This window comes from Nocardia sp. NPDC055053, assembly GCF_053608285.1.
In genome coordinates this window covers 47,304-73,575 of sequence record NZ_JBSGVD010000003.1, presented here as the reverse complement: position 1 = coordinate 73,575, position 26,272 = coordinate 47,304, and the positions used below count along the sequence as shown (strand labels likewise).

Sequence of the window (26,272 nt, the reverse complement as noted above, 5' to 3'; positions counted from 1 at the left end):
GCGCGGGGGCGATGCTCGCCACCCGCGCCGGGTCCTGCCTGTCGTCGATGACGAACATGTCACCGCGTCCGTGCGGCGATCGCCGCCAGCTGCTCGAGCACCTCGGTCGCAGGCCGGTCGTAGACCGGGGTCGCCGGGGTCGCCTCGATCGCGGTGGCCAGCACCGTCGATCCGATGAGATCGATGCGGCTGTACCCGAATCCGGTGAGCCCGCGGTGCCTGCCCGCCGGCGCCATCGGATCGATCCGGTACGACAGCGCGGGCCCGATCCACACCGGGATACCGGCCACCGCCGCGGCGGCCGTCAGATGGTTGTGCCCGCACAGGATCATCCGGACATCCGAGCCGTCGAGCACCTCCACCAGCCGGTCGGCGTCCTCGAGCTTGAGGAAGTCGGCGGTGGCGATCGGCGAGGGCAGCGGCGGATGGTGCAGCACCAGCACGGTCCCCCGCGGGGCGGGCGTGTGGAGCTGAACGCGCAGCCAGGCCAGCTGCTCGAGTTCGAGCCTGCCCTCGTGCCGCAGCGGAGTAGTGCTGTCGAGCACGATGACGCGCAGGCCCGCGATCTCGATGCTGCGGTCGTGCGGCAGCGTGGTGTCCACCGAACCGGGAGCCAGATCCAGCAGCTCCTCGCCGAAGGCGGCACGCTCGTCGTGATTGCCCATGACATAGACGATCTCGGCGCCGAGCTCGGCCGCGACCGGCTCGACGGCCGCGCGCAGCCGCTTGTACGCCTCGGGTGACCCGTTGTCGGACAGGTCACCCGAGAGCACCAGGGCGTCGACGTGCTGCCCGGCCTCGCGCAGGTGGGTGAGCACCCGCGCGAGGTTCGCGTCGGTGTCGACGACACCGTGGACGAGCTCACCGGCCGGGCGCAGGTGGGTATCGGTGAGCTGGACGATGGTCAGATCGCTCATGTGACCGGCAGGAGTTTGGTGCCCTCTGCCTGCGCAGCGGTCAGCGTGGACTGAGGATCCTTGCCCTGGAACACGATCGCCTCGACCGCGTCCATCATGCCGTCACGCATCTGCAGATAGTTGTTGCCCGGCATCGACACCCACGGCTCCATGTTCGCCAGCTGGGCGACGTTCGGCTTCAGCAGCGGGTTCTTCGCCGCCCAGTCCTTCAGCCCGTCGGTCTGGTCGAGCAGACCGGTGCGCAGCGGCAGGTAGCCGATGTTCTGCGAGATCTTGATGTAGGACTCCTCGCTGGTGAGGAACTTGATCAGCTCCCACGAGGCGCGCTGCTCGGCCGGATCGTCGGACAGGATGTGCAGGCCCGCACCGGAATTCGTCGGCACGGTCGGCTTGCTGCCGAACGACGGCATCGGCGCCGACCGCAGGTCCCACTTGTCCTTGGCGCCGGTCACGAAGGTGCCCTGGATGGCGCTGGTCTCGAGGATCATGCCGATCTCGCCGCGCGCGAACGCCTCGTAGCCCTGCTTCTGGTTGAGCTTGGGCATGCCGCCGGTGTTCACCAGGTTCTGCGCCATCTGGGTCACCTCGACGACGGGGGCGTCGGCGTAGGTGAGGGTGCGGCGGTCCTCGGAGATGACCCGGCCGCCGTTGGAGCGCACCAGCGACTGGAAGCACCAGTCCTTGGCGGTCTTGGTGAGACAGTCGATGTACACCCCGCCCTTGCCGGTGCGGTCGGCGATCTGCTTGGCAGCGGTGGCGACGTCGGCCCAGGTGGCGGGCGGCTTGGCCGGGTCGAGACCGGCCTCGGTGAACAGCGAGGCGTTCAGGTACAGCACCGGGGTCGAGAAGACGAACGGCACGCCGTAGGTGTGGCCGTCCCAGTCGTCGAGGACCCGGGCGCGCGGGGCGTAGGCGTGGCGGCCGTCGAAGTTGCGGGCCACCTCCTGCTTGCCGACCAGGGTGTCGAGCGGCTTGGCCCGCAGCTGGTGCACGGTGAAGTCCAGGTCGGAGAAGCCGAGCTGGGCGACGTCGGGCGGGGTGCCCGCGACCATCTGGTTCTGAATGCTGGAGATGGTGTCGGTGGCCGGGTTCGGGCTGTTGCCCTGCGGCTTCTGCGCGGTGACCTTGATGTTGGGGTACTTCTTGCCGAAGTCGGCGATCAGCGCGTTGAACGTGTCGGTCCAGGCGCCCGCCATGCCGTAGTTGTAGGACTCGAAGGTGATCGAGACCTGCTGGTCGGGCTTCAGCTCGGGAATCTGCGCGGTCGTCGTGGTGTCCGTGGACACGGTGCCGCCCAGACCACAGCCGCTCAGGGCGACGGCGGTGGTGAACACCACGCCCAGGACGGGCAGGGTGCGTTTCATGGTGGTTCTCCTCATCAACGGGTCGTGCGGAAATCAGGGGACGGGCACTGCCGCCGCGTCCTCGCTCGGTGTCGAATCCGATTGCGGCGCTTGCCAGGTCAGCCGGAGGCCGGTATCGGGGTCGAACAGATGGATGTCGGCGGGATCGACACGCAGCGCGATGTCCTCGCCGACGTGGACCCCGGCCGGGCGCGGTGCGCGCACGCACAGGCTGGTCTTGCCCGCGTCGAGGTGCACCAGTTCCTCGCTGCCGAGGTTCTCGACCATCCGCACCGTGCCGGTGACATCGCTCGCCGAGGGGTCGATGCGCAGGCGCTCCGGGCGGATGCCCGCGATCACCGCGGTGGCGTCGCCGAGCTCGCCGGTGATGGCGAGTGCGGCGTCGACGCCGTCGGCTGTCACCCGCAGGCCGCCGTCGCGGGACTGCACGACCGCGGGGAACAGGTTCATCGGCGGCGAACCGAGGAACCCGGCGACGAAGGTGGAGCGCGGCTGGTCATAGAGCTCGGCCGGCGTGCCGCACTGCTCGACCCTGCCCTCGTTGAGCAGGGCGATGTGTGAGGCCATCGTCATCGCCTCGACCTGATCGTGGGTGACGTAGAGGAACGTCGCGCCCAGCCGCTGGTGCAGGGCGATCAACTCCGCGCGGGTCGCACTGCGCAGTTTGGCGTCCAGATTCGACAGCGGTTCGTCCATCAGGAACGCACCAGGATCGCGAACCATGGCGCGCGCCAACGCGACTCGCTGCCGCTGCCCGCCCGAGAGCGCGACGGGCTTGCGGTCGAGCAGGGCCGACAGTTCCAGGCTGGCCGACACCTCGGCGACCCGCTGGGCGATCTCGGCGCGCGGCCTGTGCCGGGCCCGCAGCGGGAATCCGATGTTCCTGGCCACCGACAGATGTGGGTAGAGCGCGTAGCTCTGGAACACCATCGCCAGGTCACGGCGCTGCGGCGCCGCATCGGTGACATCGGTGCCGCCCACCAGGATCCGGCCCTCGCTCGGCTCCTCCAGCCCGGCGATCATCCGCAACAGGGTGGACTTGCCGCAGCCGCTGGGGCCGAGCAGCACCATGAATTCGCCGTCGGCGATATCGAGGCTCACCTCGCGCACGGCGTAGTCGGTGTCGAACTTCTTCGACACCGCGTCGATCTGCAGTCGTGCCACGTCTCTCCTTCGCGCACCAGTTCGAAGCCTGCCGCCAGTGTCGGCCGGGCCATGCGCTGCGGGCCTCGGCGATAGTGAATGTCGATCGGTCCAATCGACTCACCCCGCTCCGGAAGCGGGCACGCCGAACTGACTGCATGGTGAGCTCGACAACGATCCGCTGTGAGAGAAAGACATTCACGATGAGGAAATCTGCTGCGGCCGCGGCCATGCTCGCCGTCGCGATCGGCATCACCGCAGGCGCCACCGGTTCGGCTTCCGCGGACGCCGACGTACCGGTCGAGTTCACCGCGCAGGAAGTGGCCGGCAAGTCCGTCATCACCACCGATGCGGGCTCGATGGTCGTGGAGGAGGGCGCTTTCACGCTGAAGGCCCCCAACGGCGCCACGATCGCGGCCACCCCGCTGACCTTCCGTCTGGACGACTTCGAACTGCCGATCGCGGCCGAGATCGCGGGCAACACCGCGACCCTGACTCCGCAGCTCGACGTGTCGAAGGCCGTCTACAAGCCGGTCGCCCTGCCGTTCGAGGACAAGGCGCCCTGGAAGAGCGAGTACGACCGTGAGGTCGCGGCCTGGAGCCGTCTGACCAGCACCATCTCCATGGGCGCCAGCATCGGGACCCTGGTCGGTGGCCTCGGCGGCGCCGCCGTCGGCTGCGTCCTCGGCGGCGTCCTCGCCGGCACGGTCGCCCTGGGCACCATCGTCGGTCTGCTCGGCCCCTTCCTGCCCGCCGCCGCCGTCGGCTGCATCGCCGGCGCGCTGCTCGTCGGTCCGGTCGGTGCCATCGCCGGTCAGATCTTCGTGACCGCCCCGGTCGCGATCGGCGCGGCCATCCAGTACTTCACCACCATCAACCAGCCGTTCGCCGCACCGGCCAAGTAGACGGTGGGAGAAGACCCGGTTCAGAGCGCCGGGGGACACCCGAGCCCGTCCGATCACCCGATCGGGCGGGGTCTTTCCGTCGTCCGGGCGGCGGGGACCGGCGTGCGTTCAGTAGGTTCGACGGATGAGCACGACCTCTGCCCTGTATTGCGGGACACGCTGGGATGAGCAGGGGCGGTGGTGCTACGAGCTGATTCGCGCGGACGGCAGTTCCGAGGCGCTGCCGGGTATCGGTACCCGGCTGGCGTTCCGGGTCACCGAGCCGGGTCGTTTCTGCCTCGGGTATCACGGGTTCGGTGACGGGCGGCGGGGTCGGCAGGCGTGCCCGCGGCGGGCGCGGGTCGACAGCGGCAAGCAGTGTGCGCAATGCCGGATCACGGAGGGGTGGTCGGTGGTGCACAGTCATCGGGGTCCGCTCACGGCGTTGCCCGAGCAGGTCCGCGACTATGTGGCACAGCCGCATCACCTGTATGTCGCGTATTTCGGTGACGGGATGGCGAAGGTCGGGACGGCGTCGGCGTCGCGTCGGCATCGTCGCCTTTTCGAGCAGGGGGCGCTGGTGGCGCGATTCATCACCGACTCGCCGGACGGGCTGCACGTGCGTGAGCTCGAGCGGGTGGTGTCGGAGCGGGCCGGGCTGCGGCAGGCGGTCGCCGGTGTCACGAAGACCCGTATCCTGACCAAACCGCTGCGGCCGTGGGCGGCCATCGAGGCCGCCGTCGCCGACGCGGCCGAGCACGCGGTCGGCGCGCTGCCCGCCGACATCACCCGCACCGACACCGTGTGGTCCGGCGGCCGGGATTTCTATGCCACGATCCTGGCCCGTGGCCGGTTCCCGGACGCCACCGAATTCACCGAGGACTCAGGCGAATACGTCATCGACGCGGTCACCGCGCACGGGCACACCATCGCCTGCGCGGATGAAGCGGGTGCCGGTGAACTGGTGCTGGTCAACGACACCCGGCTCATCGGTCGCCGGATCGAACTCGACGCGGCGATCACCGCGGCGCCACGACCCGCCCAGACCAGCCTGTTCTGAGCCGGTGACACGATTCAGCGCACGCGGACCGGGAGTTCGAGCAGGCCGCGGATGAGAGTGCTGGTCTGCCAGCGGACGGTGGTGGCGGATTCGGCGAGGCGCAGGTCGGGGAATCTGCGGAGCAGGGCGGTGAAGGCGATCTCGGCTTCGAGGCGAGCCAGGGGAGCGCCGACGCAGAAGTGGATACCGTGGCCGAAGGCGAGGTGGCCGGTGGGGTGGCTGTCGGTGGTGAGGGCATCGGGGTCGGTGAAGCGGGCGGGGTCGCGGTTGGCGGCGGCCAGGGCGACGTAGACGATCTCCCCAGCGGGAATCGCGGTGTCGCCCACCGTGATCGGCTCGGCGGTGAAGCGGACGGTGGCCATATCGACGGGGCCGTCGAAGCGGAGGAACTCCTCGATCGCGGCGGGCACCCCGGCAGGGTCGGCGCACAGGGCCTGCCACTGATCCGGGCTGCGCAGCAGGGCGTTGACGCCGTTGCCGATCAGGTTGACGGTGGTCTCGTGCCCGGCGACCAGCAGCAGGAACGCCATCGCCACCAGTTCGCGGTCGGTGAGCCGGTCGCCGTCGTCGTCGGCGAGCACCAGCTCCGACAGCAGGTCCTCGGCGGGCTGGGTTTGCTTGGCGCGCACCAGCTCCGACAGGTACCCCGCCATCGCGGCCGCGGCGGCGGGCCGGTGTTCCTCCGCCTCGCCGACGACACCGACCAGCGCCCTGGTCCAGGCCTGGAAATCGTCGCGATCGTCGAACGGGACGCCCAGCAGTTCGCAGATCACCGTCACCGGAATCGGATTGGCGAAGGCAGCCATGAGGTCGACTTCGCCGGCGCCTGCCATCGCGTCGAGCAGCTCCTCGGTGATCTGCTCGATCCGGGGGCGCAGCCCGGCGACCTGACGAGTCGTGAACGCCTTGTTCACCAGTTTGCGCAGGCGGGTGTGACCGGGCGGGTCGGTGCTGAGCATGTGGGTGAGCAGTGCCATCGCGTTCGGATCGGTCGGGATGGTGCGGCGCTTGCCGTCCAGGATCGCGGCGGCGGTGGCCATGTCCTTGCGCAGCCGAGGATCGGCCAATGCCACCCTGGCTTCGGCGTAGCCGACGACCACCCAGCGGACGACGTCGTCGGGGAAACGGACCCGATGGACCGGGCCCGCGGCGCGCCAGCGCCGGTAGTGGGCGTGCGGATCGTCGAAGAAGTCGGCGCCGATGGACTCGACGCGGGCAGCAGCGGTGGTGTCGGCCATCTGACCGACGGTACCCGCGCCAGGTGAACGACACACCGACGTGGCGTGCTCGCCGGCGTGATCAATCCTCTGTGCTCGGGATGTCCAGTGCCGCAAGTAAAGCGGTGGTCGCAGGGCTACGGCCGATGCGGTTCCAGACGACGTACTCGACCCGGGTCGGCGCATCGGTCACTTCGACGGTCCGCACGCCGGTGAGTTGCGGCGCGTGAGCGGCGGGCAGCATGGCCACGCACAGGTCCTGCCCGACGAGGCGGGCGATGTAGTCCGCGGTCGTCACTTCGAAGGCGACGTCGCGGGTCAGGCCCGCCGCGGCGAACGCGAGATCCGATTGGATCCGCCCCGCCGTGCCCGCGGGCAGGTCGACGAAGACCTCGGTCGAGAGCCTACGCAGGTCGACCGTCGGCTCGGTCGCGAGCGGATGGTTCGGCGCGACCACCGCGACGAGTCTGTCGCGGGCGAGTTCGTGGACCGCGACGCCGCGCGGTCGCACGGTGGTCGGCAGGCCGAGGAAGGCGACATCGAGCGTGCCCTGCTCGACCTGGTCGGCGAGGTCCTCACTGGCACCCACCCGCAGGCTGATCCGCACGTGCGGATACCGCGCGCGGAATTCGCGCAGCGCGGCGGGCAGGTCGACGGCGGCGACCGTCGGGATCAGGCCGACCGCGAGCCTGCCCCGCACCTCGCCGACGGCCGCCGCGACCTCCGCCGCCGCCCGCTCGGCCGCGTCCAGACATTGGCGGGCAGCGGGCAGGAATGCCGCACCGGCCGCGGTGAGCCGCACCCGTCGGCTCGTGCGCTCGAACAGCTTCGCGCCCAATTCCCGTTCCAGCCGGGCGATCTGGTGGCTCAGCGCGGACTGCACGACCAGGCAGCGTTCGGCGGCCCTGGTGAAGCTGTTCGTCTCGGCGACGGCGAGGACGTACCGCATCTGCTGGAGCTCCATGGATCCATCGTGAATCACGATCGGTGTGGTGACAAACATGTGTTGGATTCATCAATCGGCGCGCGGTGAGATGGAGTCCATGAAAACATCAGTGGCTCAGCCGGTTTCCGCCGATGCGGGCCACGGCGGCAGGCTCTCGCGCACCGCGCTCACCGCCCTCGCGCCCGCGGCCTGGGGCACCACCTATGTGGTGACGACCGAACTGCTGCCGCCGGGACACCCCGTGTTCGCCGGTCTGCTGCGGGCGCTGCCCGCCGGGCTCATCGCGCTCGCGCTGACCCGGACCCTGCCGCACGACGCGTGGCGGGGGAAGGTCTCGGTGCTCGGAGTGCTCAATATCGGGTTGCCGTTCCCCTTGCTGTTCCTCGCCGCCGAACACCTGCCCGGCGGTGTCGCCGCCACGCTGGCGGCGGCGCAACCGCTGGCCGTCGCTTTCCTCGCCGTGCTGGTGCTGGGGGAGCGGCCGTCGGCCCGGCGGCTGGCCTGGGGCGCGATCGGCGTCGCCGGGGTGGGGCTGGTGGTACTCGGCCCGAGTGCGGCGCTGGATGCCGTCGGGGTCGCGGCCGGTCTGGCGAGCGCGGCCTCGTTGGCGCTGGGCCTGACGCTCACCAAACACTGGGGACGCCCGCCCGAGACCGGCCCGACCGCCTTCGCCGGCTGGCAACTCACCGCGGGCGGGCTGTTCCTGCTGCCGCTGACCGCCCTGCTCGAAGGCGCGCCGCCCGCGATCGACGGGTCCGCGGCGCTCGGCTACCTGTGGATGGGCGTGTGCGGTGGTCTGCTCGCCTACGTCGTGTGGTTCCGGGGGCTGGGCACCCTGCAGGTCACCGCGGTCGCGGTGCTTCTGCTGTTCTCACCGCTGGTCGCCGCGGCGCTCGGCGCCCTCCTGCTGGGTCAATGGCTCGGTCCGATCCAGCTCGTCGGATTCGGACTCGCACTGGCCGCGATCGTCGCGGGCCAGCTTCCCGACAAGGCGCCGTCGGTACGGATCGCGACCACGAAAACCTCGTCGGCCGTAGAGATTTCACCGTCGGCCAACGTGCAGGCCCAGAGAGAAGGATGAGATGAAGCGAGTTCTCGCGACCGCGGCCGCGCTGATCGGTGTCTCCGCGACCGTGCTGATGCCGTCGCACCGGGCGGCCGCGGAAGGCCCGCTGTTCCCCACCACTATCGCGCTGCCCGCCGGGTTCCAGGCGGAGGGCATCGCGATCGGATCGCTCCCGATCGCCTACTTCGGCTCCATGGCAGACGGTTCCATCTACCGCGCGAATCTGGTGACCGGCCACGGCGACCTGCTGACCCGCGGCCCCGGCACCCAGGCACTGGGCCTGCGACTCGACGACCGCGGCCGGCTGTTCGTCGCGGGTGGTACCGGCGGCGACTTCCGCGTCGTCGACGCCTGGACCGGCGCGGTACTGGCGACCTACCGATTCGCCACCGGACCACAGACATTCGTCAACGACATGGTTCTCACCCCGCAGGGTGCGTGGGTCACCGACTCGTTCGCCCCCGTCCTGTACCACCTGCCGATCGGCCCCGACGGTGCGCTGCCGTCGCCCGACTCAGTGGTCCGTATCCCTCTCACCGGCGACATCGACTATGTCCCAGGAGCATTCAACGCCAACGGCATCGTCGGCACCCCGGACGGCACCGGACTGCTGATCGTCCAGTCGGTCACCGGTCAGCTGTTCCGAGTCGACCCGACCACCGGCGTCGCGCGCCGTGTCGATCTCGGCGGCGAATCGCTCACCGACGGTGACGGATTGCTCCGCCAGGGCAACACGCTGTTCGCAGTCCAGAACCGCTGCAACGCGATCGCGATGATCACTCTCGACCCCGCAGGCACCGTCGGCACACTCGACCGCCGAATCACCGACCCGCGCTTCGACGTCCCGGCCACGGTCGCCGCCTACGGCAATCGTCTGTACCTCCCCAACGCCCGCTTCGACACCCCACCTACCCCCGTCACCACCTACGCGGCCGTGGCCGTCGACCGACCACGTTGATTCGAAGCCGTGCACGGCAACTGGACTGCGGTCGAATGTCCCGAAGACACCGATCGTGAAGTCCGGCGCGGCCACATTCGTTCGGTCGCGCTGGATCACGGTAGATGCTGGGGTTGGCATCGAGATCACGACCTCACGGTGCGGCGATGCGGACGTTGCGCATCGTGACCAGGGCTGTCGCGCAGAGTGTTTCGCCGGTGTCGTCGACGGAGAACACGTCGGCAGCGGCGATGGTGAGGAGGGCGCCGGGCTTGACGACCCGGCCGCGAAGTCGGCGAGCGAGCCGAGCACACCACCCTGGAAATAGCCGTCGTGCTGGGTGAGTTCGGGGCGGTGGGGTTGCACGATCTCGACTTCGCCGGGCTCGATCCGGCCGAAGTGGAAACCCAGGTGGGCGGCGGCGGGCATGGAGAGCACGGCGGCGGGGACCAACTGTGCGAAATCGGGGTTCGGGGCCTGCGTCGCCATCGGGTCCGGCTCCTCTGCTCGGGGTGTACGACCATGCCGCGATCCTGCCGCATCCGACATCACCCGGACCCGGGTATGGCGGTGTCAGCGCGCGCCGGCGCGCAACACCACCTTGCCGTTGCGACCGGGGGTTTCCGACAGGACGGCCGCGTCGGCGGCGCCGTCGAGCGGGAACTCAGCCTGGACCTCCAGGCGGAGCGTGCCGTCGGCGGCGCGGCCGACGAGCTCGTGCACGAGGCGGACATAGTCGGCGTGGTCGATCTCGGCGCTGCGCTGCTGGCCCCAGAAGCCTTTGACCACAGCCTGTTTGAAGATGACGGCGCCGGTGTCGATGATCAGCGGCTGACCCGACAGCGCGCCGAAGGAGACCAGTTCGCCGCGCGGGGCGAGCAGCGACATCAGCGCGCCCGCCGCCTGCCCGCTGACCTGGTCGACGGCCCGCACGATCGGCTCGCCGTTGGTGACCGAGGCCGCCCTGGCCGCCCAGCCCTCGACCTCGGTGTCGATCACCGGCCCGTAGCCGATCTGCTCCATCGCCCGCACCGATCCTGGCCCGCGAACCAGGCTCAGCACGTGCACGCCGCGTTGCTGCGCGAACAGATTCACCAGGCGGCCGACCGCGCCGTTGGCGGCGTTCACCGTGATCCACTGTCCCGGCTGCACCCGCAGATCGTCGAGCAGCATCAGTGAACTGAGTGGCATGGCCAGCAGCTGGCAGGCGGTCTCGTCGGGCACCGTCGGCGGCATCGGGACCACCTGCTCGGCGCGGGCGAGGAAGTAATCCGCCCATGTCGCGCGGGCGCCCGCGACCGCGACCCGCTGCCCGACCTGGATCCCGGCGCCCGGCCCGACCGCGTCCACGACACCGACCGCCTCGGTGCCGGGGATCGCCGGCAGCGGGGGCCGGTAGCCGTACACGCCGCGGATGATGGCGAGATCGTGGTTGTGGATCGGTGACAGTGTCATCGCGATCCGCACCTCACCCGGCCCCGGCGCGGGCGGCGGCACCTCTTGCGCGGTGAGCACGTCCTTGGGGTCGCCGAACCGGTCGATGACAACTGCCTGCATGTCCGCCTCCGTGGTGGTTGCGAGTTCTGCACGAGCCTGGTCGCGTCCCATTGTGGCACTGCGGCCGAGCCGGGCAGGTCAGGCCAGGGGCGTCTCGTGGACCGTGCGCCAGCGCAGTCCACCCTGGCCGTCGGTGACGAGGACGGCGGTGACCCGGCGGGCGGTGACGGTACCGCCGACGAGGTGGCGTTCGAGGAAGCGGATCACCACCGTGGTGCCGTCGTCGAGGAGGGTCTCGACGTCGGTGATCTCTATCGTCAGGCCCGGTCGCGTATGGCGGGCCGCGCGCAGGCCGGTCAGCAGCTCGTTCCTGGCGACCACCTCGCCCGCGGTGGTGACCATGGTGAATGCCGGATGCTGGGCGGCGGCGAAGCGGTCGAAGACCTCGTCGGGGGCGGCCGTGCCCAGCCACCGCGCCAGGTCGGCATGCAGGGATTCGACGGCGGCGGGCACATCAGGGGTGGGGTGAGACACGCCCGAAGTCTAGGTGGCGGGCGCCGACGCAGCGCGGGGCCGGGAAGTCAATACGCCGCAGGGCTGATGAGCGTGCGCGGCGGTGTCGCCCGGAAATCGCCCGCGCGACGGACGAAGCCGACCTGCCGGTAGGCCTACGCTCACCCCATGGCAGAGGCACTCGGAACACGTTCGCCCGCAGCGGCTTCCGGTCGGCGGATCGCCGAGGTCGACATCCTGCGCGGGTTCGCCCTGTTCGGGATCCTGATCACCAACGTGATCGTGGCGACGACCCTGTGGTCGGCGGTCGGTACCAAGGAAAAGCCGGTGCCGCTGTTCGACGGCACCGTCGACCACCTGGTGCGCGCGACCGTCGACGCGCTGTTCACCGGACGGTTCTACCTGCTGTTCGCGTTCCTGTTCGGCTACTCGTTCACCCTCCAGATCGCGGCCGCGCAGCGGGCGGGCGCCGCACCGGCCCGGCGGTTGCTGCGCCGCTGTGCCGCGCTGATGGCGATCGGGCTCGTGCACGTGTATCTGCTGTGGATCGGCGACATCCTCACCCTGTACGCGTTCCTGTGCCTGCACCTGATCCTGCTGCGCAAGCTGCGGCCGCGCACCGCGGTGATCACCGCCGTCGTGCTGTACCTGGTGTGGTCGGTGTGGAGCTTCCTGCCGGGTGAGACGAGCATTCTGGCGCTGGGTGAGTTCCTCGACCTGCCGAAACTGGCCGCCGACTACACCGGCAGCTTCGCGAGCACGTTCGCGGCGCAGACGTCCATCGCGCCGGTGTTCCTGCTGCTGATCTGGTTCGGTCAGGGCATCCCGAGCCTGGCCATGTTCCTGCTCGGCATGGCGGCGGGCAAGCGGAACCTGTTCGAGGATCAAGACACCCAGCGCCGCTGGTCCACCCGTGCGATGGTCATCGGTTTCGGGCTCGGCCTGCCGATCTCCGCGCTGACCTTCGCCGACATCATGAACTGGTGGAACGCGCCCGCCGTGATCCACGGCCTGCAGTACCTCGTCGCCCCGGCCATGACCTTCGCCTACGTCGCCGTCGTCGTCCGGCTCGCCCAGTCGGCCCGCACCGGCCGCTTCGCCGCGCTGCTCGCCCCGGCGGGCCGGATGGCGGCCTCGAACTACATCGGCCAGTCGATCGTGCTCATGGTCGTCTACACCGGCTACGGGTTCGCCCTGGCCGACAAGGTCCCGCCGCTCGGTGTCGTCGCGATCGCGCTGGTCACCTTCGCCGCCCAGCTCGCGATCAGCGCGTGGTGGTTGCGCGGGCATCCGTACGGCCCGGTGGAGTGGGTGCTGCGCGCGGCGACCTACCTGCAGGTCCCGGCGTGGCGGCGGCCTGCCGACATGGCGGCGGCACAACCCCGGTGAGTGCTGGTCGCGGTACCGGTTTGGGTGCCACACCTTCGCGGTAGGGAATCCGGAGTGTGGGTGAGGTATTCGGTCAGGCAGTGGTGCCGGCAGCCGGTCGGCGGTGGAATTCGGCGCGCCAGCGGTGGCGACCGGGCGCGTCGGGGCGGGGGAGGCGTTCGACGCGGACCGGGATGAGGTCGGGGGCGGCGAAGGCGTCGATGTCGGCGGCGGTGAGCGGCCAGGGCGGGCCGAGGGCCGGGGCGGTGGCGATATCGGCGATGACCAGGAGGGTGGCGTCCGGGGCGAGGAGATGCTGGATGCTCGTGATGGCGGATTCCCGGACCTCGGGTGGCAGCGATTGGACCGTGATCGACTCGATCACCAGGTCGTGCGCGCCGAGCCAGGCGGCGGGCGGGTGCAGCAGGTCGGCGACCTTGTAGGTGACCGGCGACTGGGGGAAGCGGGCTCGGGCACCACGGATCGCGGTGGGGGAAATGTCGAAGGCGGTGGTTCGAATGCCCTGGGCGGCAATGAATTCGGCGTCGGTACCGTACCCGCAGCCGATGACGAGGCCGCGGGCGCCCTGGGGGATCGATCTGGCGGTCAGCCAGTCGACCAGGAGCGGATTGGGTTCGGCGCGGTCCCACGGAACGACCGTGCCGCCCGCCGCGGCCTCGGCGTAGAGCGGTTCGAACCATCCGGTCGGATCGTTCGCCGCCAAGGCCTGGGCGGCGAGACGGCGATCGGCGGACGACTGCGCGTCGGTCATGCCCTCAGTCTTCACCACCGCGCTGCCGCACGCCGCACGCCGCACGCCATACCGTGGTCTACGGCAAGAGCATCGCCCTGATCAGGGGATCAGAACGACTTTTCCTGTCGTGGAACGATTTTCGAGAGACTCGTGGGCCAGGGCGGCCTCGGCGAGGGGGAACTCGGTGATCGCCGGGGTGAGCAGGCCCTCGGCCGCCGCGGTCAGCGCACGCCGGGACAGGGTGAGTAGATCACCGCCGGCGCGTTCGATCATCGGCGGACCGAGCACCGAGCGTGAGGTGATGCCGCGGGACGCGAGCACGGCCGGATCGACGACGGTCGGTGTGCCCGCGGACCAGCCGAAGATCAGATGCGTGCCGCCGGGGCCGAGCAGGTCGACCGCGGCGGACCCGACCGCCCCACCGACACCGTCGAACACAACGGTCGCCGCCCGGCCGCCGAGTTGGGCGCGCACCTTCTCCGGCCAGTCCTCGGCGGTGTAGTCCACCGCGATGTCGGCGCCGTTCGCCGCCACCTGGCGCACCTTCGCCGGGCCGCCTGCCAATCCGATCACGGTCGCTCCCGCCGCGCGGGCGTATTGCACGAGCAGGGTCCCGATGCCGCCCGCCGCCGCGGTCACCACGGCGACGCTGTCCGCGCCGAGATCGGCGAACAGCGCGATGCCCAGGGTGGTGCGCCCGGTCCCGAGCATCGCGACCGCGGTGGCGGCCGACACTCCGTCCGGGATGGTCAGCAGCCGGTCGGCGTCGGCCGTCGCGAATTCCGCGTAACCGCCGGGCGCGGCGCCCAGATGGGTGACCACCGGGGTGCCGAGCAGGCCGGGGTCGACACCCTCGCCCACGCGATCGACGGTCCCGGCGACCTCGCGGCCCGGCACCGTCGGCAGGGCTGGGACGGGGAACGGACCGGGTTCACCGCGCCGCAGCGCCGTGTCGACCAGATGGACACCGCTCGCCGCCACCGCGATACGCACCTGACCGGGCGCGGGTTCGGGATCGGGGACGGACTCGTAGCGGAGATTGCTGGCCGGACCGAATTCGTGCAGTCGGATTGCGTGCATGGGACCACTGTTCAACCTGAACAGTGCTCGAGGTCAAGCCGGCTCGGCCCGGCGGCCAGGGTCAGTGGGTCATTCCGTGCAGCAGGGCGTCGATCATCCGCTCGGCGTGGTGGTCGTCCAGCGGTTGGTGAGTGAGCAGGGCGCGGAAGTGCAGGGGCGCGATCAGCAGTTCCATGGCCAGCCTCGGGTCGGTGTCGTCCGGGAGTTCGCCGCGTTCGACGGCGCGGTCGATCATGACGCGGGCCAGGTCGAAGCGGGATTCCCAGAATCGGCGGCGGCCCGCCGCCAGCGGTTCGTCGTCATCGGACGCGACCATCGCGCGCGCGAGAGCCTTGCCGAGTGAACTGTCGAGGTAGGTCGACAACGACCGCGTGAACGTGAGCAGGTCTGCCCGCAGGGACCCGGTGTCAGGGACCGGCATTTCGTTCTGGCTGTAGGCGAGCAGGGCGTCCATGACCAGCTGCTCGCGAGTGCTCCACCGCCGATAGATCGAGGTTTCGTGCACGCCGGCCCGGCGGGCGACCTCGGCGACACTGACGCCGTCGGGGCCGTGTTCGGCGATCGCCTGCAGCGCTGCGTCCAGCACAGCTTGACGAACGCGGGCGGATCGGCCGCCGGTGCGGCGTCGCACTGCTTGCTCGGTCATCGGACCACCCTCTCCTGCACGTTCGACATTTTAACGCAAGACCCTTGCGTTAATGGAGTCCGGCGGCGTAGCGTCATTAACGCAAGCAACTTGCGTTAAGTCCCGGGCGTCAAAGGAGTCGCGATGTCGTATCAATGGCCACTGGATCCCGCCGACCTGTTCGTCGAGCGCTATCCGCAAATGGTCAACACCGGCCTGCCCGCCGCCGACGTGGACGCGGCACGCGCCGCGATCACCGAGATGTGGACCGACGCACCCGGCGGCTGGGTCCGCGAGTGGTCGCGGCTGGCCGCCCGCTACGCCGGGCAGGGCCGACACGACCTGGCCGCCCTGGCCTACGGGTGGGCGAAGTTCCCGACTCTGGCCGACGACGCCAAACGAGCCGCACTCGCCAACCAGCTCACCCAGTACCAGCTCGCCGCCCCCGGGTTCGGCGTCGACTTCGACCGCCGCGTGCTGGATCTTCCGTATCGAGACACCACCACCGCGGTGCCGGTGCATGTGCTCGCCCCGGCGGGCCTGCCCGCCGACGCGCCGGTGCTCCTCGCCAGCGGCGGGGTCGACACCTGGAAGATGGACCTGCACCAGATCTTTGCGGCCTCCGCGCTGCGCCTGGGGGTGCGAGTGCTGGCCTTCGACATCCCCGGAACCGGCGAATCGGCCATCCCGATGACCTCCGACGGCGGCGCCCACGTCGTGCGCGGCCTCGTCGAGTACGCCCGCACTCTCGGTAACGGAGTCGTCGCACACCTGGGTATCTCGATGGGCGGCCACTACTCGGCGCGATCCGGCCTCGCCGGTGAGGTCGATGCCGCCGTCGTCTTGGGCGGGCCCGTGGAAGCGGCCTTCACCGGTACGGGGTTGAGCCGATTCGGGATGGACGGCATCGTCGGCAACGCCTTGGGCTTCGACCAGCGCCCCACACCCGAGGAACTGTCAGCGCGGTTCGCCGCGTTCTCCCTCCGCCCCCTGCTCGACCAAGACCGCAACGCCCCGATGCTGATCGTCAACGGCGCCGACGATGTCCACATCCCCCAGCACGACACGCTGGTTTTCCAGGGCCGCCGCGACACCCGGGTTCATCTGATCCCCGATACCGGCCACTGCGCGGTCACCAAACTGCCCGAGGTGATTCCGACGATGTTCGACTGGCTCGAGCGGATCCTCGAAACCGTTGCCGCCGAGGCACACTCGTGACAGGCGCCGACATCCTCGACGACTACATCGCCCGCTACAGCCGCTGGGGCCGCTGGGGCGACGAGGACGAGCTGGGCGCGATGAACCTCGTCGGACCCGAACAGGTGCGCGCCGCCGCGGCTCTTGTCCAGACCGGCCAGGTCATCTCGCTGACCCTGCCCTACGACCAGGCCGGCCCGCAGCCCGGCGGGCTGCGCTCGAACCCGCAGCTGGTCACCACCGCCACTGGCACGGATCATCTGGCGGGCGCTCAGGAGGAAATCCTGTCGGCGTTCGGACCCACCGGCGGGTTCGGCTTCTCCGACGACATGATCGTCATGGGCACGCAGTGCGGTACCCAATGGGATGCGCTGTCCCACATCTTCCATCAGGGCAAGATGTGGAACGGCTACAGCGCCGCCGAACACACGTCCCGTGGAGCAGGCCGCAACGGCATCCAGCACTGGACCGACCGCATGGTCCTGCGCGCGGTGCTGATCGACCTGCCGGTCCGGCGCGGCGTCGCCGGCCTCGATCCCGGCTACGCGATCACTGTCGACGACCTCGAGGACACCCTCGCCGCACAGGGGGCCACCGTCCAGCCCGGGGACGCGCTGATCGTGCGGACCGGACAGCTCGGCATGCGCCGCGGCGACTGGGGCGACTACGCGGGCGGCGCCGCGCCCGGCCTGTCGCTGCACACCGCGCCCTGGCTCTCCGAGCACGACATCGCCGCCGTCGCCACCGACACCTGGGGCGTGGAGGTACGGCCCAACGAGATCGAGACGTTCCAGCCCTGGCACCAAATCGCGCTGGTACATATGGGTTTGGCGGTCGGGGAGATGTTCGACCTGGACGCGCTTTCCGCCGCGTGCGCCGCCGACGGCCGCTACGAATTCATGCTCGCCGCCGCACCGCTGCCGATCACCGGCGCGGTCGGCTCCCCGGTGGCCGCGGTGGCGATCCGATGAACACCCGAATCGATGGGAGTCCCATGCGACGAATTGTCGACCTGTCCGTGTCATTGCAGGCGGGTATCGCGTCCGACCCGCCCGGTCACCTGCCGGAGATCGACTACTTCGACCATCAGCAGACGCGTGCGGAACTGCTGCGGTTCTTTCCCGGAGCCGAGGCCGACGACCTGCCCGACAGCGAAGGGTGGGCCATCGAACGAATCCGTCTGACGACCCACAACGGCACCCACCTTGACGCTCCCTACCACTACGCGTCCACGATGGACGGCGGAAAACGAGCCATCACCATCGACGAGGTCCCGCTCGAGTGGTGCTTCGGGCGCGGAGTCAAACTCGACTTCCGGCACTTCGACGACGGCTACGTCGTCACTCCCGCCGACATCGATCGGGAACTGGACCGCATCGGATTCACCCTCGCGCCGTTCGACATCGTCCTGGTCAACACCCGCGCGGGCAGCCACTACGGCCACGACGACTACGTGATCACCGGCTGCGGCATGGGCAGGGAAGCGACGCTGCACCTGCTCCGCCAAGGCGTGCGGGTGACCGGCACCGACGCCTGGAGCTGGGACGCGCCGTTTACCTACACCGCCGAGCGCTACGCCGCCGACCACGGCCCGAGCATCATCTGGGAAGGCCACCGCGCGGGACGCGAGATCGGGTACTGCCACATCGAGAAACTCGGCAACCTCGAGTCGATTCCCGCTCACGGATTCCAGGTGGCGTGCTTCCCGGTGAAGATCCACCGAGCCTCGGCGGGATGGACCCGCGCGGTGGCGATCTTCGACGAGGCGGTGGCATGAGAATCGGTTCCCTGCTCGTCGACGGTATCCGGCGCTACGGCGTCATCGATGGTGATCGCATCGACCTGCTCGCGGAGTCCGCCGACGTCTTCGAGGTTCTCGCGACCGGAGACCCGGGTTGCTCCTCGGGCAATCTGCCCTGGGACGCGACCGGCTCGCCGGCGGTGCCGGTCCCGGTCGCCACCATCCGCGACTTCATCACCTTCGAACAGCACACGGCGGGCTCGCTGCGCGCGGTCACCGGGACCGCCGCGGTACCTGACGCCTGGTACGAAGCGCCGGCCTTCTACTTCACCAACCCCCATGCCGCGATCGGTTCGGGCACACCGGTTCCGGTCCCGCCCGGGTGCGAGCTGCTGGACTTCGAGCTGGAAGTCGCGGTCGTGATCGGCACAGCGGGTTTCAACTTGTCCGTGGCCGAGGCTTTCGATCACGTCGCCGGGTTCACCATCCTCAACGACTGGTCGGCGCGCGACCTGCAGAGCAGGGAAATGCGCGTCGGGCTCGGACCGGCCAAAGGCAAGGACACCGCAACCACTCTCGGCCCGGTGCTCGTCACCCCGGACGAACTCGTCGACTACGAGCGCGACGGTCGCTACGACCTCGCCATGGAGGTCTTCGTCAACGACACCCGCGTCGGCGGCGACACGCTGGCGAACATGGCCTGGACGTTCGCCGAGTTGATCGCCTACGCCAGTCGCGGCACCTGGGTGCGCCCCGGCGACGTGCTCGGCTCCGGGACGTGCGGTGGCGGGTGTCTCGCCGAGCTGTGGGGATGGCGCGGCGATCGACAGCCGCCGCCGCTGGGCATCGGCGACACCGTGACCATGACCGTGGAGGGCATCGGCACGATCCACAACACGGTGATCGCCGGTCCACCCCTACACCCGATTCCGCCCGCCGAGCGCAGGCCGATATCCGCGCCGGCCGACGGCGTTCGCCGACCCCGAGAGAATCGTGAGCAATGAACCCGACAGTTTCGGCGGGTGCCGCCGTGAGCCCAGCGAATGCTACGCCGAGCCAGGAGAATCCGGCGACCAGTGCCGTACCCCAGTGGGTTCCGTCGCCTGCCGATATCGACGGTGCGCGGATCACCGATTTCGCCGCCTTCGTCGAGCGCCGGACGGGTGTTGCGTTCTCCGGCTATGCCCCGCTGTGGCGGTGGTCGGTCGACCACCTCGGTGACTTCTGGGCCGCGGTATGGGACTACTTCCAGATCCGGGCCGAGCGGCCCGAGACGACGCTGGGCGATGCCGAAATGCCTGGCGCGGTGTGGTTTCCGGGATCCCAGCTCAACTACGTCGACCAGGTGCTGCGCAACACCCGCGACGACCGACCCGCCATCGTCGCCCCGGCCGAGAGTGACGGCGACGCCCACACCATGTCGTGGCCCGAACTCCGGCGGCAGACCGCCGCACTCGCCGCGACTCTGCGCCGCCACGGCGTCGGTGTGGGCGACCGTGTGGTCGGATACTTACCGAACATCCCGGAGGCGGTCGTCGCCTTCCTCGCCACCGCGAGTGTCGGGGCGGTCTGGAGTGCCTGCGGCCAGGACTATTCGGCGCCCGCGGCGTTGGACCGACTCGGCCAGCTCCGACCAGCCGTTTTGATCACCGCCGACGGTTACCGCTACGGCGGCAAGGTGCACGACCGTCGTGCCGAGGTGCGGGAGCTGCGCTCCGGTCTCGACACGGTCGACGCCACCATCCTTGTCTCGCGCGTCGGCGCACCCGACGACCGCGCCGACACCGTCGACTGGGCCTCGGCGGTCGACGGCGAGCACGAGCTCCGCCCGGTCCAGGTCCCGTTCGATCACCCGCTGTGGGTCGTGTTCTCCTCGGGGACGACGGGTCTGCCCAAGGGCATCGTGCACGGGCACGGCGGGGTGCTGCTGGAGCATCTGAAAACGCTCGCCCTGCAGATGGACATCGGCCGATCGGACACGTTCTTCTGGTACACCAGCCCGAGCTGGATGATGTGGAACATCCAGGTCGCGGGTCTGCTGGTCGGCGCGACGATCGTCTGTTACGACGGCAGCCCCGGCTATCCGGACCCGGACTCGCTGTGGCGCATCGCGGCCGACGCGCGGGCCACGGTCGTCGGAACCAGCCCCGGCTACGTGCTCGGCTGCGCCAAGGCGGGGGTGGTACCGAGGTCGGATCATGATCTCGGTGCCCTGCGGGCAGTCGGTATCACCGGGTCGACTCTGCCGTCGTCGTCGTCGATGTGGTTGCGGGACAACATCGGCGAGCACATCCCCGTCGTGTCGATCAGCGGCGGCACGGACGTGGTAGCGGCGTTCATCGGCGGTGCGCGGACCGTGCCGGTATGGCCAGGCGAGCTGTCGGCGCCGTGTCTCGGTGTCGCCCTCGACGCCTATGGCGAGGCGGGTGATCCGGTGCGCGGCGAAGTCGGGGAGTTGGTGATCACCGCGCCGATGCCGTCGATGCCGGTGCGATTCTGGAACGACCCGGACGGGCAGCGCTATCGCGAGGCCTACTTCGACGTCTATCCCGGTGTGTGGCGGCACGGCGACTGGATCACCATCACCGACCGCGGCAGCGTGGTCGTGCACGGGCGCTCGGATTCCACGTTGAACCGCAACGGAGTCCGGATGGGCAGTGCGGACATCTACCAGGCGGTCGAGCGAATGCCGGAGATCACCGAGGCCTTGGTACTCGGGATCGAGCAGCCGGGCGGCGGGTACTGGATGCCGCTGTTCGTGGTGCCTGCGGACGGTGTCGCGCTCGATTCGGTACTGATCGATCGGATCAAGGCCACGATCCGTGCCGAGGCGTCGCCACGACACGTACCCGACGACATCATCGCCGCCCCCGGCATTCCGCACACCCGTACCGGCAAGAAGCTCGAGGTGCCGCTCAAACGGCTGCTTCAGGGTTCCGATCCCACGCGCGTGATCGACCGCAGCACGGTGGACGCGCCCGAACTGCTCGACTGGTTCGCCACCCATGTCCGTTCGTCCTGAAGGAGCAGCCAACATGACAATCGACCAGGTCGCGGACGGTATCCGAACCAAGACGGTGTCCTGGCGCAACCCACATCTGACCGCTGAAGCCCGCCGGAGCCGTTCTGGTCTGGAGTTCTTGACCGACTGGATGCGTGGCGAGAGTCCGGGAGCGCCGATCTGCGAGCTGGTCGGCGCGCGACTGGTCGGAGTCGATGTCGGCGAGGTCGTCTTCAGCTGCACTCCGGACGAATCCGTCTACAACCCGATCGGCATGGTGCACGGCGGCCTGGCCTGCACGCTGCTCGACTCGGCCGCGGGCTGCGCCGTCCATTCCACGCTCCCCGCCGGGCTCGGGTACACCTCGATCGAAATCAAGGTCAGCTTCCTGCGGCCCATCCAGGTCCACACCGGTGAGATCTTCGCGCGCGGATGGGTCACCAAGCCCGGCAAGCGAGTCGCCTTCGCCGAAGCGGACCTCCGCGACTCTCGCGGCGCCGTGCTGGCAACGGTTACGAGTAGCTGCCTGGTCGTTCCGGTCTGATCGAGGTCCGCCCGGTACTAGCTCGCGTCCGCCGCCGCTGTGGCGCGGCGTTCGGCGCGGGCGGCGAAACCGTCGCAGAGGGCGTCGAGGCCGAGGAACAGCAGATCCTCCGAGGTGAGGTTACTCACGCCGGCGCCGTGCAGCTCCGCCAGCGCGGGCGGTACGGGGAACGACGGTGTGCCGTCGAGGAGGTCACGCAAGCCGTTCGCGTCGTCGGTCGCGGTGCGCTTCTCCGCGAGCAGCGCACCGCCGACCACCGGCAGGCTGGCGCCGGAGATGTAGTTCCAGACGGTGAACGCCATGGTGGTGGCCTCGCGGGCCGAGACGTCGAGCGCGCGCAGGCCCTCGACCAGCCAGGCCAGGCTGGTCAGGCCCTGCGGGCCGAAGCTGTAGCGGGGGACGGCGAAGGTGAGCAGCACCCAGGGATGCTGCTGGTAGAGCTCCCAATCGATCTCCGCGGCGATGCGGACCCGGTCGCGCCAGGTCCAGCCCTGGCCCGCCGGATCCGGGTAGGGATGCCGGGCGCCGATCTCGTCGGTCATGGCCGCGATCAGCTCGTCCTTGTTCGCCACGTGCCGGTACAGCGACATGGTGCCGACCTCGAGCCGTTCGGCGATGCGGCGCATCGACACCGCGTCCAATCCGTCGGCATCGGCGAGGGTGATCGCGGCGTCGACGATCGCGGTGCGAGTGAGTTTCGCATCAGTCATCCCATGACTCACTTTCGATTTTGCCCGTGTGTGCGTACACTGTACCCGTTCCCCGCGTACGGTGTACGCAAACCCCTGGAAGGATGTCGGAATGACGAAGCTGGAACCGGCGGTGCCCACCGCAGTCGCCGGTGGACGCCGCGCATGGCTCGGATTGGGCGTGCTGCTGCTACCGGTGCTGCTGGTGTCGATGGACATCTCGGTGCTGTTCCTCGCCATGCCGACCCTCACGACCGACCTGGATCCCAGTGCCTCCCAACAGCTCTGGATCCTCGACATCTACGGCTTCATGCTGGCGGGTCTGCTCATCACCATGGGTAACCTCGGTGACCGGATCGGCAGGCGCAACATCCTGCTCGTCGGCGCCACCATCTTCGGCCTCGCCTCCGTGCTCGCCGCGTTCGCCCCGACCGCCGCGATCCTCATCGCCGCGCGCGTGCTGATGGGTATCGGCGGCGCGACCCTGCTGCCGTCGAGCCTCGCGCTGATCTCGAGCCTGTTCCCCGATGCCCGCGAACGCGCGACCGCGATCGGCGTCTGGACCGCGTTCTTCGCCGGTGGCTCGGCCGTCGGGCCGATCATCGGCGGGCTGCTGCTGCACCACTTCTGGTGGGGTTCGGTGTTCCTGATCAACATCCCGGTGCTGGCGATCCTGCTGATCTTCGGGCCGATTCTGCTGCCCGAGCACCGGTCGGCCGCGCTCGGCCCGCTCGACCTGCCCAGCGTCGCCCTGTCGATCGGCGGCATCCTGCCGGTGATCTACGGGATCAAGCACATCGCCGCCGAGGGCTTCGACCTCACCTCGCTGGTGATCGCCGCGATCGGTGTCCTCGTGCTGGTGGCATTCGTGCGCAGGCAGCGTCACCTGGACGAGCCGCTGCTCGACCTCGGCCTGTTCACCCGGCCGCTGTTCCGGGTGGCGATCGGGGCGAGTCTGGTCGGCATGATGTCGCTGGCCGCGCTGAGCTACCTGACCAGCATCTACTTGCAGTCGGTGACCGGCCGCGATCCGTTGCAGGCCGCGCTGCTCGGCATCCCGATGGCGGTCGCGGTGTTCGTGTTCTCGATGAGTGGCGCGCGGGTCGGGCGCAGGCTCGGTGTGCGGGCGACGTTCACGCTCGCCCTGGTGATGTCGGCGGTCGGCAATCTGATGCTGCTCGGCGTCGGTGTCGACGGCGGATTGGTCTGGTACATCCTGGGTTCGATGATCGCCGGTATCGGTTACGGCATCTCGTTCACGCTCGTGTCGGATGTGGCGGTGTCGGCCGTCCCCGCCGAACGGGCAGGCTCGGCGGTCGGGATCTCCGAGACCAGTTTCGAGCTGGGCAACGCGCTCGGTCTGGCGCTGTTCGGCTCGGTCGCCGCACTCGTCTTCCGGTCCGGCGGCGACTTCGGCGACACCCTCGGTGAGACACTCACCCACGCGAACGGCGACACCGGCCTGATCCATGCCGCGCGCGAATCCTTCGTCAGCGGTATGCATGTCGCGACCGCGGGCGGCGCGTTGCTGCTGATCGCGATGGCGGTGCTGGCCTGGCGCTCGGCGCGCGACACCCGCTGAGCGAGGGCGCACGTCGCCCTCACCGGGCGGATGTCCAGGTCCGTGCATAGGATCGGCGGATGCGAAACGAGGGTGCGGCCGGACTGGCGACCTTGCTCGCGCTGGCCGATTCGCGCCTGCCGATCGGCGGGCACGTGCACTCCGGCGGTGTCGAGGAGGCGGTGTCGTCGGGGCTGGTGCGCGACACCGCGACGGTCGAGCTGTACCTGCGCCGGCGGATCGCGACCTCAGGGCTCGTCGCCGCCTCGCTCGCCGCCGCGGTGTGCGCCGCGACGCTGACCCCGGAACGCGCCGAACTCGAAGCCGACGCCCGCACCCCGTCGCCCGCGGCCCGCGCCGCCTCGCGCGCCCAGGGCCGCGGTCTGCTGCGGCTGGCCAAACAACTGTGGCCGCACCATGATTGGGCTCCCGCCGGGGCCCGGCCGCATCTGTCGACGGTGTTCGGCATGGTCGGCGCCGCCTGCGCGGCAGACCCCGAACAGCTCGCCGGTGTGGTCGTCTACACGACGCTCACCGGCGCCGCCACCGCCGCCCAGCGCCTGCTCGCCCTCGATCCCGCCGCCATCGCCGCGGGCACGATGCGGCTGGCGCCGCTGTGCGACCGGATCGCCGCCGAAGCCGCCACCGGTCCGGCCGCGCTGTCTGATCCGGTGCAGGACGCGCTGGCCGAACGTCATCTGCACCGCGACATGCCGTTGTTCGCGTCCTGACCGCGCCGAAGCCCCGTCCCAACGAGAAGGAGTTCCCATGCCTCCCCACCTGATCGATGGCGAACCGCACGATCACAGCCACGACCGCCCCAAGCGCCACCGCGCGCCGGGTGAGGCGCTGCGCATCGGCATCGGCGGCCCGGTCGGCTCCGGCAAGACCGCGCTGGTCGCCGCCCTGTGCAGGCAGTTGCGCGAGGAACTGTCCCTGGCCGTGCTGACCAACGACATCTACACCACCGAGGACGCGGACTTCCTGCGCAGGCACGCGGTGCTGCCCGACGAGCGGATCACCGCCGTGCAGACCGGCGGCTGCCCGCACACCGCCATCCGCGACGACATCACCGCCAACCTCGACGCCATCGACGACCTGGTGGCGGCCAACCCGCCGCTGGATCTGATCCTGGTGGAGTCCGGCGGCGACAATCTCACCGCGACGTTCTCCTCCGGCCTGATCGACGTGCAGATCTTCGTCGTCGACGTGGCAGGCGGGGACAAGGTGCCGCGCAAGGGCGGCCCCGGCGTCACCTTCTCCGACCTGCTGGTGGTGAACAAGACCGACCTCGCTCCGCTGGTCGGCGCGGATCTTGGTGTCATGGAACGCGACGCGGCCAAGGTGCGCGATGGCCGCCCCACCGCCCTGGTATCGCTGACCGACGACCCGGCCGCCACCCCGGTGCTGGCCTGGGTGCGCGAACAGCTGCGCGTCGTCGCCGAGCAGGACGCGGCCACCGGCGTTGCGCACTGAGCTGAGCATCGTCGCCGCACCGGGCAGGCTGCCCCGCATCGAGGCGGTGGGCGGCCTGGCCGGGCGGTACACCGGTGCCGACACCGTGCATCTGATCGGCACAGCGGCGACCCCGCTCGGCGGGGACGAACTCGACATCGGCATCGTGGTGCTGCCCGGCGCGCGGCTGGTGGTCCGGTCGGTGGCGGCGACGATCGCGCTGCCGAGTACCCGCACCCCGCTGTCGGTGGCGCGCTGGCGCTTCGAGATCGGGGCGGGCGCCGAACTGGACTTCGACCCGGAGCCGACGATCGTGGCAGGCGGCGCGCACCATCACACGGTGACCATGGTCGAGCTGGCGTCCGATGCCCGGCTCCGGCTGCGCGAACGCGTGCAGGTGGGGCGCAGCGGGGAGGACAGTGGTGGATGGCGCGGTGACCTGGTGGCCGACCTCGGTGCGATCCCGTTGCTGCGGCACCGCCTCGAGCTCGGGGCGGAGGCGTCCACCGACGACCGGCTGCGCGCGCCGCGCGCGCTCGACAGCGAACTGGTCTATCCGGACGATCGGGCCGCCTGGGCGGGAAGTATCGACGCGGTGCGGTTGCCGCTGGCCGCCGGTGGCTCACTCGCCACCCGCACGAGTACTCGTCTGAGTGCCGGCGTTCCGGTCGCGGCGGCCGTCGGATAGCGCACGAAACAGCAGTGGGAGCCGG

At 69.9% G+C, this 26,272-nt stretch carries 26 protein-coding genes; 15 read left to right on the top strand and 11 right to left on the bottom strand.

Translation table 11 applies throughout. From position 1 onward, the window contains the following. Nucleotides 1-59 precede the first annotated feature (59 nt). The 3 genes from ACWF82_RS04145 to ACWF82_RS04135 are packed head-to-tail and all read right to left on the bottom strand — an operon-like array spanning nt 60 to nt 3,445. Nucleotides 60-917 (bottom strand): metallophosphoesterase, encoded by an 858-nt coding sequence (locus ACWF82_RS04145; protein ID WP_452497810.1) that lies wholly within the window; start codon nt 915-917, stop codon nt 60-62. Beyond that, entirely contained in the window at nt 914-2,281 is a 1,368-nt protein-coding gene (locus ACWF82_RS04140) for an ABC transporter substrate-binding protein (RefSeq protein ID WP_452497808.1), read from the bottom strand. Before ACWF82_RS04140 ends, ACWF82_RS04145 begins: the two co-directional genes overlap by 4 nt. A 33-nt stretch (nt 2,282-2,314) precedes the next feature. After that, a complete protein-coding gene (locus ACWF82_RS04135; protein WP_452497807.1) occupies nt 2,315-3,445 on the bottom strand; it encodes an ABC transporter ATP-binding protein in 1,131 nt (376 codons plus the stop codon). A gap of 182 nt (nt 3,446-3,627) precedes the next feature. Between ACWF82_RS04135 and ACWF82_RS04130 the strand changes: the two genes are divergently transcribed. Further along, nucleotides 3,628-4,329, top strand: a complete 702-nt coding sequence (locus ACWF82_RS04130; RefSeq protein WP_452497805.1) for a hypothetical protein — start codon at nt 3,628-3,630, stop codon at nt 4,327-4,329. A 124-nt stretch (nt 4,330-4,453) separates the two neighbouring features. Further along, nucleotides 4,454-5,368 (top strand): hypothetical protein, encoded by a 915-nt coding sequence (locus ACWF82_RS04125; protein ID WP_452497803.1) that lies wholly within the window; start codon nt 4,454-4,456, stop codon nt 5,366-5,368. Between the two features lie 14 nt (nt 5,369-5,382). Here ACWF82_RS04125 and ACWF82_RS04120 read toward each other — a convergent pair whose 3' ends face one another. Continuing rightward, nucleotides 5,383-6,606 carry a cytochrome P450 family protein gene (locus ACWF82_RS04120; protein WP_452497801.1) on the bottom strand — a complete coding sequence of 408 codons (1,224 nt, stop codon included), beginning with the start codon at nt 6,604-6,606 and terminating at the stop codon, nt 5,383-5,385. A 61-nt stretch (nt 6,607-6,667) separates the two neighbouring features. Then, a complete protein-coding gene (locus ACWF82_RS04115) occupies nt 6,668-7,549 on the bottom strand; it encodes a LysR family transcriptional regulator (RefSeq protein ID WP_452497799.1) in 882 nt (293 codons plus the stop codon). A 79-nt stretch (nt 7,550-7,628) separates the two neighbouring features. Here ACWF82_RS04115 and ACWF82_RS04110 point away from each other — a divergent pair, with 79 nt between their 5' ends. Both ACWF82_RS04110 and ACWF82_RS04105 read left to right on the top strand, forming a co-directional pair. Next, nucleotides 7,629-8,612, top strand: coding sequence for an EamA family transporter (locus ACWF82_RS04110; protein ID WP_452497797.1), 984 nt, complete (start codon nt 7,629-7,631; stop codon nt 8,610-8,612). Between the two features lies 1 nt (nt 8,613). Further along, the gene (locus ACWF82_RS04105) at nt 8,614-9,555 is read left to right on the top strand and encodes an SMP-30/gluconolactonase/LRE family protein (RefSeq protein WP_452497795.1); all 942 of its coding nucleotides are present in this window, start codon (nt 8,614-8,616) and stop codon (nt 9,553-9,555) included. Between the two features lie 552 nt (nt 9,556-10,107). On the opposite strand, the gene ACWF82_RS04100 is transcribed toward ACWF82_RS04105, so the two are convergent. Together ACWF82_RS04100 and ACWF82_RS04095 are read right to left on the bottom strand one after the other, a co-directional pair. Further along, a complete protein-coding gene (locus tag ACWF82_RS04100) occupies nt 10,108-11,091 on the bottom strand; it encodes an alcohol dehydrogenase catalytic domain-containing protein (protein WP_452497793.1) in 984 nt (327 codons plus the stop codon). 78 nt (nt 11,092-11,169) lie between these two features. After that, entirely contained in the window at nt 11,170-11,565 is a 396-nt protein-coding gene (locus ACWF82_RS04095) for a hypothetical protein (protein WP_452497792.1), read from the bottom strand. Between the two features lie 147 nt (nt 11,566-11,712). Here ACWF82_RS04095 and ACWF82_RS04090 point away from each other — a divergent pair, with 147 nt between their 5' ends. Next, entirely contained in the window at nt 11,713-12,933 is a 1,221-nt protein-coding gene (locus ACWF82_RS04090; RefSeq protein ID WP_452497790.1) for a DUF418 domain-containing protein, read from the top strand. A 73-nt stretch (nt 12,934-13,006) separates the two neighbouring features. On the opposite strand, the gene ACWF82_RS04085 is transcribed toward ACWF82_RS04090, so the two are convergent. The 3 genes from ACWF82_RS04085 to ACWF82_RS04075 form a co-directional block, all read right to left on the bottom strand. Further along, nucleotides 13,007-13,684, bottom strand: a complete 678-nt coding sequence (locus ACWF82_RS04085) for a class I SAM-dependent methyltransferase (protein ID WP_452497788.1) — start codon at nt 13,682-13,684, stop codon at nt 13,007-13,009. An 81-nt stretch (nt 13,685-13,765) separates the two neighbouring features. Beyond that, nucleotides 13,766-14,746 carry a zinc-binding dehydrogenase gene (locus tag ACWF82_RS04080; RefSeq protein WP_452497786.1) on the bottom strand — a complete coding sequence of 327 codons (981 nt, stop codon included), beginning with the start codon at nt 14,744-14,746 and terminating at the stop codon, nt 13,766-13,768. Nucleotides 14,747-14,807: 61 nt separating this feature from the next. Next, entirely contained in the window at nt 14,808-15,392 is a 585-nt protein-coding gene (locus ACWF82_RS04075) for a TetR/AcrR family transcriptional regulator (protein WP_452497784.1), read from the bottom strand. 123 nt (nt 15,393-15,515) lie between these two features. On the opposite strand from ACWF82_RS04075, the gene ACWF82_RS04070 reads away from it, so the two are divergent. The 6 genes from ACWF82_RS04070 to ACWF82_RS04045 are packed head-to-tail and all read left to right on the top strand — an operon-like array spanning nt 15,516 to nt 21,854. Continuing rightward, the gene (locus ACWF82_RS04070) at nt 15,516-16,589 is read left to right on the top strand and encodes an alpha/beta hydrolase family protein (RefSeq protein WP_452497783.1); all 1,074 of its coding nucleotides are present in this window, start codon (nt 15,516-15,518) and stop codon (nt 16,587-16,589) included. Next, nucleotides 16,586-17,539 (top strand): cyclase family protein, encoded by a 954-nt coding sequence (locus tag ACWF82_RS04065; RefSeq protein WP_452497781.1) that lies wholly within the window; start codon nt 16,586-16,588, stop codon nt 17,537-17,539. The genes ACWF82_RS04070 and ACWF82_RS04065 overlap by 4 nt, the downstream gene beginning before the upstream one ends. Nucleotides 17,540-17,562: 23 nt before the next feature. Beyond that, a complete protein-coding gene (locus tag ACWF82_RS04060; protein ID WP_452497779.1) occupies nt 17,563-18,345 on the top strand; it encodes a cyclase family protein in 783 nt (260 codons plus the stop codon). Beyond that, a complete protein-coding gene (locus tag ACWF82_RS04055; RefSeq protein ID WP_452497777.1) occupies nt 18,342-19,313 on the top strand; it encodes a fumarylacetoacetate hydrolase family protein in 972 nt (323 codons plus the stop codon). The genes ACWF82_RS04060 and ACWF82_RS04055 overlap by 4 nt, the downstream gene beginning before the upstream one ends. A 26-nt stretch (nt 19,314-19,339) precedes the next feature. Beyond that, nucleotides 19,340-21,331, top strand: a complete 1,992-nt coding sequence (locus ACWF82_RS04050; RefSeq protein WP_452497775.1) for an acetoacetate--CoA ligase — start codon at nt 19,340-19,342, stop codon at nt 21,329-21,331. A 13-nt stretch (nt 21,332-21,344) separates the two neighbouring features. Then, complete coding sequence (locus ACWF82_RS04045) at nt 21,345-21,854, top strand: PaaI family thioesterase (RefSeq protein WP_452497773.1); 510 nt, start codon at nt 21,345-21,347, stop codon at nt 21,852-21,854. Nucleotides 21,855-21,871: 17 nt separating this feature from the next. Here the strand turns inward: ACWF82_RS04045 and ACWF82_RS04040 are convergent, their stop codons facing one another. Continuing rightward, the gene (locus ACWF82_RS04040; RefSeq protein ID WP_452497772.1) at nt 21,872-22,564 is read right to left on the bottom strand and encodes a TetR/AcrR family transcriptional regulator; all 693 of its coding nucleotides are present in this window, start codon (nt 22,562-22,564) and stop codon (nt 21,872-21,874) included. A gap of 91 nt (nt 22,565-22,655) precedes the next feature. Here ACWF82_RS04040 and ACWF82_RS04035 point away from each other — a divergent pair, with 91 nt between their 5' ends. The 4 genes from ACWF82_RS04035 to ACWF82_RS04020 are packed head-to-tail and all read left to right on the top strand — an operon-like array spanning nt 22,656 to nt 26,247. Next, the gene (locus tag ACWF82_RS04035; RefSeq protein WP_452497770.1) at nt 22,656-24,125 is read left to right on the top strand and encodes an MFS transporter; all 1,470 of its coding nucleotides are present in this window, start codon (nt 22,656-22,658) and stop codon (nt 24,123-24,125) included. A gap of 59 nt (nt 24,126-24,184) precedes the next feature. After that, the gene (locus ACWF82_RS04030; protein ID WP_452497769.1) at nt 24,185-24,835 is read left to right on the top strand and encodes an urease accessory protein UreF; all 651 of its coding nucleotides are present in this window, start codon (nt 24,185-24,187) and stop codon (nt 24,833-24,835) included. A 37-nt stretch (nt 24,836-24,872) separates the two neighbouring features. Then, a complete protein-coding gene (ureG, locus tag ACWF82_RS04025) occupies nt 24,873-25,580 on the top strand; it encodes an urease accessory protein UreG (protein WP_452497767.1) in 708 nt (235 codons plus the stop codon). After that, complete coding sequence (locus ACWF82_RS04020; protein ID WP_452497765.1) at nt 25,570-26,247, top strand: urease accessory protein UreD; 678 nt, start codon at nt 25,570-25,572, stop codon at nt 26,245-26,247. The genes ureG and ACWF82_RS04020 overlap by 11 nt, the downstream gene beginning before the upstream one ends. The last annotated feature ends 25 nt before the right edge of the window (nt 26,248-26,272 follow it).